This window comes from Vibrio crassostreae 9ZC13 (genome assembly GCF_000272045.2).
GTDB classification, from domain to species: Bacteria; Pseudomonadota; Gammaproteobacteria; order Enterobacterales; family Vibrionaceae; genus Vibrio; species Vibrio crassostreae_C.
The window spans coordinates 228,717-242,470 of the sequence record NZ_AJYZ02000040.1; the positions used below are offsets into that span (position 1 = coordinate 228,717).

Here is a 13,754-nt window from a genome sequence, read left to right on the forward strand (position 1 = left end):
GCTCTTCGCATCTCGCCATCTCGAATCCCTCATCTTTACTTTGATCAGTTCTTACGACGTCTTACTTTCAGCGCGTGTGGCATCACACGTAGCTTTTTCATAATACTTGCAAGGTGAACACGATCTTTGGTGGTCAGCAAGATAGTCACTGTGTACAGGCGTCCATCACGTTCTTCAGTTGAAATACCGTGAATGTTCGAGCCTGTTTTCGAGATAACGTTAGTTAACTCAGCCAGTGCACCTTGGTGGTTCTGCAGATCAACCTGAAGTTCAGCTGTGAACTCTTGGTCGTAATCGTCAGACCATTCCACCGCCATGTACTTGTCTGGTTCTTTTTGGTAACCACGAACGTTTGGACACGTTTCACGGTGAACCACAAGGCCACGACCTGGAGAGACATGGGCAATGATGTGATCATCTGGAATCGGGTGACAACAGTTGGCGAACGTTAGCAGTAGACCTTCAGCACCACGGATTGGAAGTTTCTTCCTAGGCGTGTCGCTGTTGTTTTCTACTTCAGTCAGTTCGTCAGCATCACCAAGCAGACGACGAGCAATTACGATACTCATCAGCTCACCAAGACCAATCGACGCCAGTAAGTCTTCAACGCTTTCTAGGCGTAAGTCAGACAATACATGGTCAATATTCTCTTGGCCGATATCGGCAATAGAGTGTTCGCCAAGTGCATGATTCAGTAAACGACGGCCTAGCGTGATCGACTCTTCACGACGCATGGTTTTTAGAACCTGACGGATCTTTGTACGTGCGCGTGAGGTCACTACGTAGTTGAGCCATGCTGCATTCGGACGTGCGCCCGGAGCACTGATGATCTCAATAGTTTGACCGTTCTTCAGCGATTTGCTGAGTGGGTAAGGGTTCATGTCTACACGAGCACCTACACACATGTTGCCGACATCGGTATGCACCGCGTAAGCAAAATCGACCGCTGTTGCGCCTGCCGGAAGTTCGACAATGCGACCCTTCGGCGTGAACACGAAGATCTCATCTGGGAACAGATCAGACTTAACGTTTTCAATGAATTCGAATGAGTTACCCGCGCTTTGTTGCAGCTCAAGTAAGCTCTGCATCCAACGTTGTGCTTTAACCTGTGCGGTTGTGCCATTACTGCTGCGTGAGCCGTTGCCTTTGTAAGACCAGTGCGCTGCGACACCTTTGTCTGCCATTTGATCCATATCTTCAGTACGGATCTGAACCTCAACTGGCACCCCGTGAGGGCCGATCATTGACGTGTGCAGAGATTGGTAGCCGTTGGCTTTTGGTACCGCAATGTAATCTTTCATGCGGCCAGGGCGAGGCTTGTACAGGCTGTGAGCCTGACCAAGTACGCGATAACAAGTATCTGGGGTATCAACCACGACGCGGAAAGCGTAGATGTCCATAATGGTGTGGAAGCGCTGCTCTTTAGTTTTCATCTTGTTGTAGATGGAGAACAGGTTTTTTTCACGACCAAGTACGCGAGCAGGCAAACCGACCTCTTCAAGGCGGCCTTCAATTTCGCTATGGATACGTTGGATCATTTCCTTACGGTTACCACGCGCAGCTTTCACTACGTTTTTAAGTACGCGATAACGGTTAGGATAGAGGGCTTCAAAGCCTAGCTCTTCTAGTTCGGTCTTGATGTTATGAATACCAAGACGGTGAGCTAGTGGAGAATAAATCTCTAGGGTTTCACGAGCAATACGACGCTTTTTGTCAGGACGAAGTGCCCCAAGCGTGCGCATGTTGTGAGTACGGTCAGCTAATTTGATCAAGATAACGCGGATGTCTTGCACCATGGCGAGAACCATCTTGCGGAAGTTCTCTGCTTGCGCTTCTTTGCGATCACGAAATTTAAGCTTATCCAGCTTAGATACACCATCAACCAATTCAGCAACGGTATTGCCAAATTTTTCCTCTAGATCTTCTTTAGTGACATCACAGTCTTCGATGACATCATGAAGCAGAGCAGCTTGCAGAGTTTCGATATCCAGACGCATTTCTGCCAGGATTCTTGAAACAGCTACAGGGTGGATAATGTATGGTTCACCGCTTGAGCGGGTTTGCCCTTCATGGGCGTCTCTCGCTACCACATAAGATTGACGCAGAGCCTCAATTTGAGGCTCTGTTAGGTATTCTTGGGCAACGTCTTTGAGGCTATCGAATAGATACAAATTAAAGGCCCGGAAGGTTAATTAGTTCGAATGACGTTCTTAACGAGTGTGAGCGATGCTGCTTACTGCTGCAAGTTCAGCCGCTTCTTGCTCTTGTTGCTCTTGACGTTCACGAGCATCTAGTACGTCTTTAGTGATAAGACCTTCTTCGATTTCGCGAAGAGCGATAACCGTTGGCTTATCGTTTTCTTCAGGCACTAGTGAATCTTTACCGCCAGTTTGCATTTGACGTGCGCGGCGAGCCGCAATAAGAACTAGGTCGAAACGGTTGCCAACTTTTTCAACAGCGTCTTGAACAGTTACGCGTGCCATGAGGACTCCAAATAGTAATTAACTAATAAATTTTTGATGACGAGAAAGTATACAAGTTTAACTAGATACTTTCTAGATCACCGTATACTTATCTCAATAGAAAATCTAGGGGATCTAGATTATTCCGCTAATAAAGCAGTAAGCATGCCGCTGTATTTCGCTGCTTGCTTATCTTCTTTTAAGCGTTCCGCACGAATGATAGCTCTGAAGTCCATTAGGGCTGCATCAAAGTCGTCATTCACGATCACATAATCATATTCTGCATAGTGAGAAATCTCTGATTTTGCTTCGCTCATGCGTTTCGCAATAACTTCGTCGCTGTCTTGACCGCGAACATTCAAACGACGCTCTAGTTCACCATTTGATGGTGGAAGAATGAATACACTCTTCGCTTGAGGCATTTGTTCACGGATCTGACGAGCACCTTGCCAGTCGATATCTAGGAATACATCGATACCGCGGTTTAGGTTTTCTTCAATCCAAACGCGTGAAGTACCGTAGTAGTTGCCGAACACTTCAGCGTACTCTAGGAATTCACCTTTAGTAATAAGGTCTTCAAAATGATGCTTCTCTACGAAGTGGTAGTGAACACCATTTTCTTCACCAGGGCGCATACCGCGAGTGGTGTGTGAAACAGATACCTTCATTGCGTAGGTTGGATTGGTTTCTAGCATTGCTGAGATCAAGCTCGACTTACCTGCGCCACTAGGTGCAGATACGATGTAAAGAGTACCTTTGCCCATCTGTATATTTCCACTGTTGGTTGGATTGAGTGAAGGCAATAAACCTACACTTTAAAAGATAGCACTGACTCTAATTTTTGTTCCGATGGCGCATCTACTAATTGTGCCGTTGGTTACGTCTATAAAGAGATAACGAGTAAAACTAATAGAAGCAACTGGTGAAAATTAGGTCAGAAAAATGGAGGCGAAGAGTAGCATATTTAGATGATTGAGAACAACTGGCTTGATCGTTATTTATCAGCAAATGATCTTCTCAAAGATCTTTGTATAAATGTAATGACTCGTCATCGGTACTTTTTTATGTGATCTGGACAAAATTTGTTGAAGTTTTAATCTCAATCCTTACAATCCGCGCAAACGATTAAATGCTGTATATATCTAGGGTCTGTTGACCTTTCGCGATGGAGTTTTGTTCGAGAAAAAATCGTTTTAGGCGCGGCAAGGAGTTTGTAGCCTAGTATTCTAAGTAAAGACTCCTTAACAAAGCATAAAACGATTTTAGCCGAACCCTTCGGGCAGCGTTTGTTGGTGATTTCTACTGCGTTATCGACTTCTTATGTAGGCTAGCTACACTTCAAAGTCTCTGCCTTGTAGAAATCCCCAACAACTCGCTGCAAAAATCATCTCGAAGGGCCAACAGACCCTACTAGACTAGATGTTTCTACTACCGAGCCTACCTTGGTGACTACAGTTTTTAGTGTAGAGACCTCTCTATTCACACAGCATTTGAATCACCAAATTCTTAATTTATTGCAAAGGTTTTGTTGTGAGTACCGATTCCACCCTGAAAGCCCAGAACACCTCTGGCTCGCTTGATTCGATGTTTAAAATCACTGAAAGAAAAACCACGATTGGCACTGAGCTGTATGCGGGTTTCATTACTTTCTTGGCGATGAGTTACATTCTGGCGGTTAACCCAGCAATTTTGGGTGATATTCCAGGCATGGACAAAGGTGCCGTGTTTACTGCAACGGCTCTGTCTGCGGCAATCGCAACCCTAATTATGGGCATTTGGGGCAACTACCCTGTAATGCTAGCGCCGGGCATGAGCATGAACGGCTTCTTCAAAGGCTTACTATTAAGTGGTTCAGTCGCAGTACTTTGGAATGAGGCGCTGTTTGGCATCTTCCTGTCCGGTATCCTGTACCTTGCGTTCTCATTGACCAATATTCGTAAATCGATGATTGAATCGATTCCTGAAGATTTGAAGTTGGCGATTACCGTGTCTCTCGGACTGTTCATTGCTTTCTTAGGTCTTAAGAATGCGGGCATCATCGTTTCTAACCCATTCGTATTGGTAGGCTTAGGCGACATTTCTGATCCAAAAGTGATCATCGCTTACGTGAGCATCTTCATCGCACTGGGTTGTATGGTTCGTGACATCAAGCTAGCAACGTTCATCTCATTCGTTTCTGCTATCGTGTTGACGATTCTTGCTGACGTCTTCATGGGCACTTCAAACGCACCAATCCCAGAGCAGTTCATTGCTATGCCACCAAGCATGGCTGGCAGCTTCGGCGCTATCTTCGATTTCTCTGCTTTCACGCCAGAGAAAATGTTCGACCTACTGTTCATCGTACTTATCTTCTTGATTGTCGATTTCTTTGATGGCTTGAGCACCATTGTCGGCGTTGGCCGTGATGCGGGTATCATCGATAAAGACGGCAAGGTGCCAAACGCGAAATCGGCTCTAGTAGCAGATGCGGGCGGTACTGTGATTGGTTCAATTCTTGGTACCACATCGATCACTGCTTTCTCTGAGTCTGGCATCGCTTCTTCTCAAGGTGCAAAAACGGGTTTGGCAGCAGTCATGGTGGCTGGTCTGTTCCTAATCTCGCTATTCCTATACCCAATCTTCTCTATCTTCTCGGCTGCAATGGTTGCACCGGCGATGGTAGTAGTCGGCATCTACATGGTAGGTCGTCTTGGTCAGATCAACTGGGAAAAGAAAGAGTCACGCATTGCAGCCTTCTTTACCATCATGTTCACAGTGCTAAGCTTCTCTCCAGCGAACGGTATGGCGATGGGCTTCATCAGCTACGCATTCACAATGGTTGTCGCAGGTAAGCGCAAAGAAGTACACCCGCTTATCTACGGACTGTGTGTGGTGTTCTTAACTTACCTGATTCTGCTTTAAGGCTAATTAGTCACTAAGAAGTCGCTAAGTAAAAGACAAACAGATGGCTCTGCAGTGAATGCGGGGCCATTTTTGTATTTGTTGCTTTTTACCGTTGCTTCTTAATGTTGGTTACCGATGAGTTGATGGCGTTAGCCTAAAGTCGGTGCTTTGACAGTACACGACTTATATTGATGCATGCTATTGTAGAGACTGGATTAATTATTTTTTGAAGAGTGACTATGCCTTCTCACTTACCTAAATCTTTTAGTAAGCCGTTTTTAAAAGTATTCCACATTATGGAAGCGGTATTGCTGGTGGCGATCACGCTCGCGACCTTGTTTGCGATGGTCGAAGAGTTCATGCATGTCTTCGCTGAACGCCGAGTGCAATTGACCGACATTCTGCTGATGTTTATCTATTTAGAAGTGTTGGCGATGGTTCAGCAGTTTGTGATGAACGGTAAGATCCCAGTGCGATACCCAATCTATATCGCGATGATGGCGATTGCTCGTTACATCACTTTGGGCATGAAAGAACTCGATGCGGTATTGATCGTTTGGTTATCTTTAGCGGCATTTATCTTAGCAGCAGCAACTCTGTTGATTCGAGTCGGTCACCATTACTGGCCATATGTCGATCTCAGAACTAAGCAGCCGGACGAGTAAAATTTTTGAGATCAAAGTCTTACAAATCAAGCCCGGCGACCTAGCTGGGCTTGAATTCAAGCCAACCGAACAAAAAAACATCAATTATTTTCAAATAAAGCTTTACAACCCGACCCAGATCACCAAGAATGGCCTCGCTCTGTTTTCAGAGTTATTAAATGAAACATCAGTTGTAAAGTAAAACCCTTAGTATTGCTTCATTGTTATTCTCAGTGTTTCCCTTGGCTTCATAGATACATTAAATAATTCAAGCTTTCAGCGCATCGCACTTTTGGCGATTAATTTTTTATTTTTATATAAGGGACACATCATGTCTAACAAAACAAACGGCGTAGTAAAATGGTTTAACGAAGAGAAAGGTTTCGGTTTCCTAACTCAAGACAACGGCGGCGCTGACGTATTCGTACACTTCCGTGCAATCGCTTCTGAAGGTTTCAAGACTCTTAAAGAAGGCCAACAAGTGTCTTTCGAAGTAGAGCAAGGCCAAAAAGGTCTTCAAGCTGCAAACGTTGTAGCTCTATAAGATTTTAAGTCGGCGCAGGTTGCAACAGCAACTTGCGTCACTTTCCCAGCTTAATCTTCACTTTCTATACCTCTTCTGCTTTAACTTCTTATCTCCTGTTTAGAAATTTTTATTTCCCTCTGAAATACCCTTAATACCTTTTTACTCTCGTTATCCCATTATTTCGTTATACCCACTACTTCGTTACCCCCTTATCGCAATCCACAATCTATACTTCGTTCTAAGTTACTTTTCCGGTTCAACTCTCTGATCTCCGATTTTTGCTCATTTACTTACGGTGATTGGCATTATTGTATCCACAAAAAAAGCCCCTAAAACTAGGAGCTTATCTTGATCTAATCAACACTGTTAGTTAATCAACACTGATTCAGTTAATGGCTATTCAGCGTGTTACTGACAAACTGTTATTCAATATTCTGAATTTGCTCACGCATCTGTTCGATAAGAACCTTAAGCTCTACGCCTGATGCTGTGATGTCTGTGCTGATAGACTTAGACGCTAGCGTGTTTGACTCACGGTTGAACTCTTGCATCATGAAGTCTAGCTTACGGCCACAAGCGCCACCTTTCTTCAATACTGCATTTGCTTCTTTCACGTGAGAATCTAGACGGTCTAGCTCTTCTGCTACGTCTGACTTCTGCGCAAGTAGGATAAGCTCTTGCTCAACACGAGAACCTTCCAGTTCGATTTTCGCATCTTCAAATTTGGTAAGAAGACGCTCACGTTGCCACTCTAGGATCTCAGGCATGCGTGCACGAACTTTCACTACTTCTTCAGTGATTGCATCTAAGCGCTGTACGATTAGCGCCTTCATGTTCTCACCTTCACGAGCACGAGCATCAATGAACTCTGCGATAGCATCGTTGAATGCTTCAAGTAGGTCTTTGTTGATGGCATCCATGTCTTGCTCTGGCGTTTCCATCACACCAGGCCAGTTCATGACTTGGAATGGGTTCAAACGGCTCTCTTCGCCAGTCATCGTCATTACTTGGTTCGCCGCATTGATTACTTGCTGAGCCAAACCTTCGTTAATGCTTAGTTCGCCCTTTGCAGCAGGGTTTGCTTCAAAGCGTAGGTTACATTCAACCTTACCGCGCGCTAGACGCTTACGGAAACGCTCACGCAAGATTGGCTCTAAACCACGGAACTGTTCAGGCATACGGAAGTAAGTTTCTAGGTAGCGTTGGTTTACACTACGGATTTCCCATACTGCGCTGCCCCAATCGCCTTTTACTTCTTTGCGTGCGTACGCGGTCATACTATAAATCATCGAATTTTCCTGTCTTTTATCATTCTGAAAATAACGCGCACGCATAGTATCACGATATGGTGTGCTCTCGAAGCCTGTCGCTTTTCACTGTAAATAGCCTTTCGTGATAAATAGCTTTGAACGGTAAATAGATTTGCACGATAAACTGCTATATAATCTTGCCCCAATCAAAACTGTCTCACCCCTTTCTTAGGTGATGCACTCTTTCGATAGTAAATCACTTCAGACTGTTAATAAGGTAGATACCAATGCGTCCAAATGACCGCGCTGTAGATCAAATTCGTCCAATTAAAATTACTCGTAACTACACAGCTTATGCTGAAGGTTCTGTATTAGTTGAGTTCGGCAACACTAAAGTTCTATGTAATGCGACGGTAGAAGAAAACGTACCGCGTTGGTTAAAAGGCCAAGGAAAGGGTTGGGTAACGGCTGAATACGGCATGCTGCCACGTGCAACGCACACTCGTAACCGTCGTGAAGCGGCGAGCGGCAAGCAAGGTGGTCGTACGATGGAAATCCAACGTCTGATCGCTCGTAGCCTACGTGCTGTTGTTGACCTGAAAGTAATGGGTGAAATTATGATCACTGTCGATTGTGATGTTATCCAAGCAGACGGCGGTACTCGTACAGCTTCTATCTCAGGTGCAAGCGTTGCAATGGCTGATGCTATCAACAGCCTACTAGCAAGCGGCAAACTGAAAAAGAACCCAATGAAAGGCCACGTAGCGGCAGTTTCAGTGGGCATCGTTGGTGCACAAGCACTGTGTGACCTTGAGTACGTTGAAGACTCAGCAGCCGATACCGACATGAACGTTGTAATGACGGAAGACGGTAAGATGATTGAGATTCAAGGTACCGCAGAAGGCGAACCGTTCAGCCACGAAGAGCTGATGCAGCTTTTAGCCCTGGCTAATAAGGGCATTGCCGATATCGTCGAAGCGCAGAAAGCTGCGTTGGCCGACTAGTCATTTTTAATAGCTCCCAATTTGGGGGCTATTTTTTTGTCTGTAAAACCTGAAAGGGTGGTACAGGGCGTAAGTTAAGTTTTATTGAGTAAACATAGAGGATGAGCATGAAAGCATATCAACGTGAATTTATTGAATTTGCACTAGAGAAAGAAGTACTTAAGTTTGGTGAGTTTACTTTAAAGTCTGGCCGCAAGAGCCCTTACTTCTTCAATGCTGGATTGTTTAATACAGGTCGTGACCTAGCGCGCTTAGGTCGCTTCTACGCAGCAGCATTGGCTGATTCTGGCATTGAGTTTGATGTACTATTTGGTCCTGCATACAAAGGTATCCCAATTGCAACGACGACAGCGGTTGCACTAGCGGATCACCACGATGTAGACACGCCTTACTGCTTCAACCGTAAAGAAGCGAAAAACCACGGTGAAGGTGGCAACCTTGTCGGTAGCGCGCTTGAAGGTCGCATCATGTTAGTGGACGACGTGATCACTGCAGGTACTGCGATTCGTGAGTCGATGGAAATCATCCAAGCAAATGGCGCTGATTTAGCGGGCGTGCTTGTTGCTATCGACCGTCAAGAGAAGGGCAAAGGCGAACTGTCTGCGATTCAAGAAGTTGAGCGTGACTTCGGTTGTGCGATTATCTCAATCGTTAGCCTGACTGACTTGGTGACTTTCCTTGAAGAGAAAGGCACCGACGCAGCACATCTAGAGTCAGTAAAAGCGTACCGCGCTCAATACGGCATCTAATACTACTCGTAATTAGACTATAGAATGCACAAGGGGCTGATGATTCATCAGCCCCTTTTCTTTTGGTTCAGTATTCATTATTTATAACGAATGCCGCGCTCCACTTCTGGGTCTTCCATGGTCTTAAAGCGCTTGTGCAGCCACATCCACTGTTCTGGTGCTCTTAAGATAATCTTCTCAAGGTAGCGGTTCATGTAGGCGGCAGCCGCTTTCTCATCTTTCTGTGGATAGTCATCTTCGATCGATTCATCGGCCATGATCTCATACTTGCCATCGGCATTTCTAAAACCAGAACCCGGAACAAGTGCGCATCGGCTCGTATAAGCCAGAATACTAGTGCCTGTTGTAGTACATGCATCTTCTACAGCGAAGAAAGGCACAAACACAGACTTGTTACGACCGTAATCATGATCCGGTAGGTAGAAAAGGATCTCACCCTGACGCAGGATTCGAATCATACGCTTCACGTCTTTACGGTGAATCAGGCGGTTGCCGTTTTGAGTACGACCACGGTATTGAATGAATTCATAAGCCGGATTGTTGTGCGGGCGATAAACACCTAAACCTGAAATACCGAGAACAGCCATTGCTCGCGCAGTGATCTCTAGGTTTAAGGCATGCACACAGCATAGAAGAACACCTTTACCGTTAGCTTTGTGCGTACGCAGTGTTTGGGTGTCTTTATCTACTAGGATGCGCTTGAAACGCCACGTTGGCCAGAACCAGGTAATGCCGGTTTCGATGAGTGCCATACCTGTGTTCTTAAAGTTCTCACTGACCATTGCCGCGACTTCATCTGCTGGCTTGTCTGGGAAGGCGAGCTCCAAGTTACGTGTTGCTACCGCGACGCGCTTTTTACCATAGCGAGCACCCAAAGAGCCTAACGATCGGCCTAACAGCAGTAAGAGGCGATAAGGGAGAACGTTAACAATAAGCGCCAATAACCCAAAACCAAACCATACACCCCAATATTTAGGGTGAAGTAGAGCTAGAGTAAAAGGTGGCTTAGTAATCACGTGTTGTGCAGTGCCGTTTGCTGAAGAAGTTTTCGTCGTCATAACCATCACTTAAGATTTGATTGCTACTTAATTTGATTGCTACTTAATCTGAGCGCTTAGCAGAGCCCAATAAGCATCAAAGTTTTCTGTTGGTTGATATTTGAAGTCTGAGCGAACAAATCGATTCAAGCTGCCTTCAACTTGACCGAGCAGTTGAGCGGCTAAGATTTTCTCATCAACCGGGAATGATTTCCCTTCACGAAGCTTTCTTTCACGCAGGATCTGGCGAAGTTGCGTCTCAATGCGTTCGAAAAGTTGGTTGATGCGATCACGCAGGCGTTCATTTTCAAACATTAGAGCATGACCAGATAAAATTCGAGTCAGGCCTGGGTTACGTTCTGAGAAAACTAAGATAAGTTGTAGTACTAGGCGTATGCGCTCTAGCGTGTCTTTCTCTTCATCCAGAATACGGTTGATTCGAGACATCAACGCTTCTTCAATGAACTCGATAAGGCCTTCAAACATGCGGGCTTTGCTTGGGAAGTGGCGGTATAACGCAGCTTCAGAAACACCCACTTGCTTGGCCAACTTTACCGTTGTGATACGAGAAGCACCTTCGGTCGATTCCAACATTTGTGCGAGAGCTTGTAGGATTTCTTCACGACGGTTTGATTTTCGAGCACCAGCCATCTATTTACTTCCTTTCCTAAAGATGAGGATTGAGTGAAGAAGGATTATAAACACCATTCAATTCTGTTTCCTAGTTTTGTGAGCCCTAGGTCAACAGAATCGAGAGGTGTCAGCAGATTATCAGAGCAAATTTGTGCGTTTATACATTAATAAGCTGTTGGATCTGATCGAGGATCTGGAAACCAAGTGTGTCTTTGCTCTCCAGTGGTAGAGATTTATCGCCGCCTTTCCAATAAAGGTGCAGCTCATTGCTACTGCTATTGAAGCCTTGGCCTTCAACTGAGACGTCGTTGGCGCAGATCATATCGAGGTTCTTTCTTTCCAGTTTACCGCGAGCGTACTTCTCAACATCTTGAGTTTCTGCTGCGAAGCCGACAGTAAATGGGCGACCTTCGGTCATTGAAGCGACAGAAGCGACAATATCTGGGTTTTTAACCATTTGAATGGTCATGTCGTCTTTACCGTCGACCTTTTTAAGCTTTTGGTCTGCGATGGTCTCAGGGCGGTAATCGGCAACTGCGGCGCAGCTGATGAAAATATCGTGTTGAGAAGCGTTAGCAGTAACGGCATCAAACATCTGTTGTGCGCTGTCGACATCAATACGATTAACTTTATTTGGCGTTGCTAATGAAACAGGGCCGCTGATTAGAGTCACTGTTGCGCCTTGTTTCGCGGCTGCTTCAGCCAGTGCATAGCCCATCTTGCCCGAGCTGTGGTTGGTAATGTAACGCACCGGGTCAATCGCTTCACGAGTCGGGCCTGCAGTAATAAGCACAGAACGGCCAGCAAGTGGCTTAGGTTGGAAGAAGTCTTCACAGCGATGCACGAGCTGCATTGGCTCTAACATACGACCCATACCGACATCACCACACGCTTGCTCGCCAGCCGCCGGGCCCCAGATCTCACAACCACGACGTTTTAGCGTTGCGATGTTCTCTTGAGTGGCAGGGTGGCTGTACATTTGTTGGTTCATTGCTGGAGATACCGCAACTGGCGCATCGGTTGCTAAAACCAAAGTGGTCAGTAGGTCGTTACCCATGCCCGCTGTCATACGAGCAATCAGGTCTGCGGTTGCTGGCGCTAGTAATACCAAGTCAGCCCACTTTGCGAGCTCGATGTGCCCCATGGAAGCCTCAGCAGCAGGATCAAGCAAACTATCAGACACTGGCCTTCCAGAGACGGCTTGCATGGTGAGAGGAGTGATGAACTCCTTGGCTGCATTTGTCATCACGACTTGTACTTGTGCTCCACGCTCAATTAAGCGTCGAGTCAGTTCGGCACATTTATACGCAGCGATACCACCACTAATGCCAAGTAGGATTTTTTTCCCAGCTAGGCCTTGTAGGTCAGCGTTATCCAGTTGATTAACCAATGTTTGCATGATTCTGTTCCTTAATTTCTCTGGGACTTACGATATCAGAACAAAGGATTAGTGCCTAGAAGCAGAATTAGAACAGATTTGACGCTCATCAAGTTGGTGTTATCAAACTTATCAATTACACGATTTTGTTAGTGTCTCGTTTCCTTTGATCTCTATCGAAGGATCTCTGATTACGATCTCATTAAGGTGATGGGTTGTGTTCATGACCAATGATTGTCTTTATATGCCAATAGATAAAATACCTGCCGAATCGATGCCGAGAGAAAAGTTGTTAAATAGAGGGCCTGATTCTTTGAGTGATGCTGAACTGCTCGCGATATTCCTGCGAACAGGGACACAAGGAATGAACGTCTTGGAACTCGCTGACAAGTTGATCAAAGACTTTGGCTCACTCCGTCATCTTTTTTCAGCAACACAGGAAGAGTTTTGTGCTCATAAAGGGATGGGGCAGGCCAAGTATGTTCAATTGCAGGCTGTATTAGAGATGACGCAGCGTTATCTAGCAGAGACTTTATCTCGTGGAGATGCGCTTACGAGCCCTAGCCATACTAAGCTTTATCTTTCGAGCATGTTGCGTGATCGCCAGCGAGAAGCCTTCTATATATTGTTCCTCGATAACCAAAATAGGGTAATAAAGGACGAGGTGATGTTTGAAGGAACCATCGATGCCGCATCGGTTTACCCGCGGGAAGTGGTTAAACGGGCACTTCATCATAATGCGGCGGCATTAATCTTAGCTCATAACCATCCTTCAGGTGTTGCTGAGCCCAGCCAAGCGGATAGGCGGATTACACGCCGATTAACCGACGCATTAGCGCTGGTGGACATCCGAGTTCTCGACCATTTTGTCGTTGGAGATGGTGAAGTTGTCTCTTTTGCAGAGCGTGGATGGATTTGAATCACATTTTAGGTTGTTAGTTGCGTTAAATCTGCTATTATTCCGGCCACATTTTTAGACCTAAAATCAGCTCTGATTACTCAAGCAAGCTGCGCTGCACAAAAAAAGATCACGAAATCCGTAAAAAGGATCTGTTCGGGTCTTGAGCAATGCGTGTCAAGTTAGTATAATGCGCGACCTTTGATAGCCTTGTATGGATTTTCCATAACGGTTTTTACCTTCTATTTTAATTGATAGAGAGGTTCGGCCACCAAGGTTGATATCGAGCT

General features: G+C 45.6%; 13 protein-coding genes. 6 read left to right on the plus strand and 7 right to left on the minus strand.

Annotation, left to right across the window (positions count from 1 at the left end):
- Positions 1-44: 44 nt before the first annotated feature.
- The 3 genes from spoT to gmk all read right to left on the minus strand — a co-directional run bounded on the left by spoT (position 45) and on the right by gmk (position 3,226).
- Positions 45-2,171, minus strand: coding sequence for a bifunctional GTP diphosphokinase/guanosine-3',5'-bis pyrophosphate 3'-pyrophosphohydrolase (gene spoT / locus A136_RS13615; protein ID WP_017063083.1), 2,127 nt, complete (start codon positions 2,169-2,171; stop codon positions 45-47).
- A 39-nt stretch (positions 2,172-2,210) separates the two neighbouring features.
- Positions 2,211-2,483: a DNA-directed RNA polymerase subunit omega gene (gene rpoZ / locus A136_RS13620; protein ID WP_009848003.1), complete on the minus strand. Its 273-nt coding sequence runs from the start codon at positions 2,481-2,483 to the stop codon at positions 2,211-2,213.
- 119 nt (positions 2,484-2,602) lie between these two features.
- Positions 2,603-3,226 carry a guanylate kinase gene (gmk, locus tag A136_RS13625; RefSeq protein ID WP_017062466.1) on the minus strand — a complete coding sequence of 208 codons (624 nt, stop codon included), beginning with the start codon at positions 3,224-3,226 and terminating at the stop codon, positions 2,603-2,605.
- Positions 3,227-3,992: 766 nt separating this feature from the next.
- Here gmk and A136_RS13630 point away from each other — a divergent pair.
- The 3 genes from A136_RS13630 to cspE all read left to right on the plus strand — a co-directional run bounded on the left by A136_RS13630 (position 3,993) and on the right by cspE (position 6,533).
- Complete coding sequence (locus A136_RS13630; RefSeq protein WP_017062465.1) at positions 3,993-5,363, plus strand: NCS2 family permease; 1,371 nt, start codon at positions 3,993-3,995, stop codon at positions 5,361-5,363.
- 221 nt (positions 5,364-5,584) lie between these two features.
- A complete protein-coding gene (locus A136_RS13635; protein ID WP_017062464.1) occupies positions 5,585-6,010 on the plus strand; it encodes a phosphate-starvation-inducible protein PsiE in 426 nt (141 codons plus the stop codon).
- 310 nt (positions 6,011-6,320) lie between these two features.
- Positions 6,321-6,533 carry a transcription antiterminator/RNA stability regulator CspE gene (gene cspE / locus A136_RS13640; protein ID WP_004735656.1) on the plus strand — a complete coding sequence of 71 codons (213 nt, stop codon included), beginning with the start codon at positions 6,321-6,323 and terminating at the stop codon, positions 6,531-6,533.
- 404 nt (positions 6,534-6,937) lie between these two features.
- Here cspE and A136_RS13645 read toward each other — a convergent pair whose 3' ends face one another.
- Positions 6,938-7,804: a YicC/YloC family endoribonuclease gene (locus tag A136_RS13645; RefSeq protein ID WP_017063084.1), complete on the minus strand. Its 867-nt coding sequence runs from the start codon at positions 7,802-7,804 to the stop codon at positions 6,938-6,940.
- A 248-nt stretch (positions 7,805-8,052) separates the two neighbouring features.
- Here A136_RS13645 and rph point away from each other — a divergent pair, with 248 nt between their 5' ends.
- Positions 8,053-8,769, plus strand: coding sequence for a ribonuclease PH (rph, locus tag A136_RS13650; protein ID WP_009847983.1), 717 nt, complete (start codon positions 8,053-8,055; stop codon positions 8,767-8,769).
- A 107-nt stretch (positions 8,770-8,876) separates the two neighbouring features.
- Positions 8,877-9,518 carry an orotate phosphoribosyltransferase gene (pyrE, locus tag A136_RS13655; RefSeq protein ID WP_017059267.1) on the plus strand — a complete coding sequence of 214 codons (642 nt, stop codon included), beginning with the start codon at positions 8,877-8,879 and terminating at the stop codon, positions 9,516-9,518.
- A 77-nt stretch (positions 9,519-9,595) separates the two neighbouring features.
- On the opposite strand, the gene lpxL is transcribed toward pyrE, so the two are convergent.
- The 3 genes from lpxL to coaBC all read right to left on the minus strand — a co-directional run bounded on the left by lpxL (position 9,596) and on the right by coaBC (position 12,587).
- The gene (gene lpxL / locus A136_RS13660) at positions 9,596-10,576 is read right to left on the minus strand and encodes an LpxL/LpxP family Kdo(2)-lipid IV(A) lauroyl/palmitoleoyl acyltransferase (RefSeq protein WP_017063085.1); all 981 of its coding nucleotides are present in this window, start codon (positions 10,574-10,576) and stop codon (positions 9,596-9,598) included.
- A 39-nt stretch (positions 10,577-10,615) separates the two neighbouring features.
- A complete protein-coding gene (slmA, locus tag A136_RS13665; RefSeq protein WP_017063086.1) occupies positions 10,616-11,206 on the minus strand; it encodes a nucleoid occlusion factor SlmA in 591 nt (196 codons plus the stop codon).
- A 139-nt stretch (positions 11,207-11,345) separates the two neighbouring features.
- Positions 11,346-12,587 carry a bifunctional phosphopantothenoylcysteine decarboxylase/phosphopantothenate--cysteine ligase CoaBC gene (gene coaBC, locus A136_RS13670; protein WP_017063087.1) on the minus strand — a complete coding sequence of 414 codons (1,242 nt, stop codon included), beginning with the start codon at positions 12,585-12,587 and terminating at the stop codon, positions 11,346-11,348.
- 223 nt (positions 12,588-12,810) lie between these two features.
- On the opposite strand from coaBC, the gene radC reads away from it, so the two are divergent.
- A complete protein-coding gene (radC, locus tag A136_RS13675) occupies positions 12,811-13,485 on the plus strand; it encodes a RadC family protein (protein ID WP_017071069.1) in 675 nt (224 codons plus the stop codon).
- Positions 13,486-13,754: the final 269 nt, after the last annotated feature.

What these genes read in the sequence shown, in the direction of transcription:
- gmk (WP_017062466.1), bottom strand. Translation starts at nt 3,226, where the DNA reads ATGGGCAAAGGTACTCTTTACATCGTATCTGCACCTAGTGGCGCAGGT.
- cspE (WP_004735656.1), top strand. Translation starts at nt 6,321, where the DNA reads ATGTCTAACAAAACAAACGGCGTAGTAAAATGGTTTAACGAAGAGAAA.
- coaBC (WP_017063087.1), bottom strand. Translation starts at nt 12,587, where the DNA reads ATGCAAACATTGGTTAATCAACTGGATAACGCTGACCTACAAGGCCTA.
- radC (WP_017071069.1), top strand. Translation starts at nt 12,811, where the DNA reads ATGCCAATAGATAAAATACCTGCCGAATCGATGCCGAGAGAAAAGTTG.
- A136_RS13645 (WP_017063084.1), bottom strand. Translation starts at nt 7,804, where the DNA reads ATGATTTATAGTATGACCGCGTACGCACGCAAAGAAGTAAAAGGCGAT.
- slmA (WP_017063086.1), bottom strand. Translation starts at nt 11,206, where the DNA reads ATGGCTGGTGCTCGAAAATCAAACCGTCGTGAAGAAATCCTACAAGCT.
- A136_RS13635 (WP_017062464.1), top strand. Translation starts at nt 5,585, where the DNA reads ATGCCTTCTCACTTACCTAAATCTTTTAGTAAGCCGTTTTTAAAAGTA.
- rpoZ (WP_009848003.1), bottom strand. Translation starts at nt 2,483, where the DNA reads ATGGCACGCGTAACTGTTCAAGACGCTGTTGAAAAAGTTGGCAACCGT.
- rph (WP_009847983.1), top strand. Translation starts at nt 8,053, where the DNA reads ATGCGTCCAAATGACCGCGCTGTAGATCAAATTCGTCCAATTAAAATT.
- pyrE (WP_017059267.1), top strand. Translation starts at nt 8,877, where the DNA reads ATGAAAGCATATCAACGTGAATTTATTGAATTTGCACTAGAGAAAGAA.
- lpxL (WP_017063085.1), bottom strand. Translation starts at nt 10,576, where the DNA reads ATGACGACGAAAACTTCTTCAGCAAACGGCACTGCACAACACGTGATT.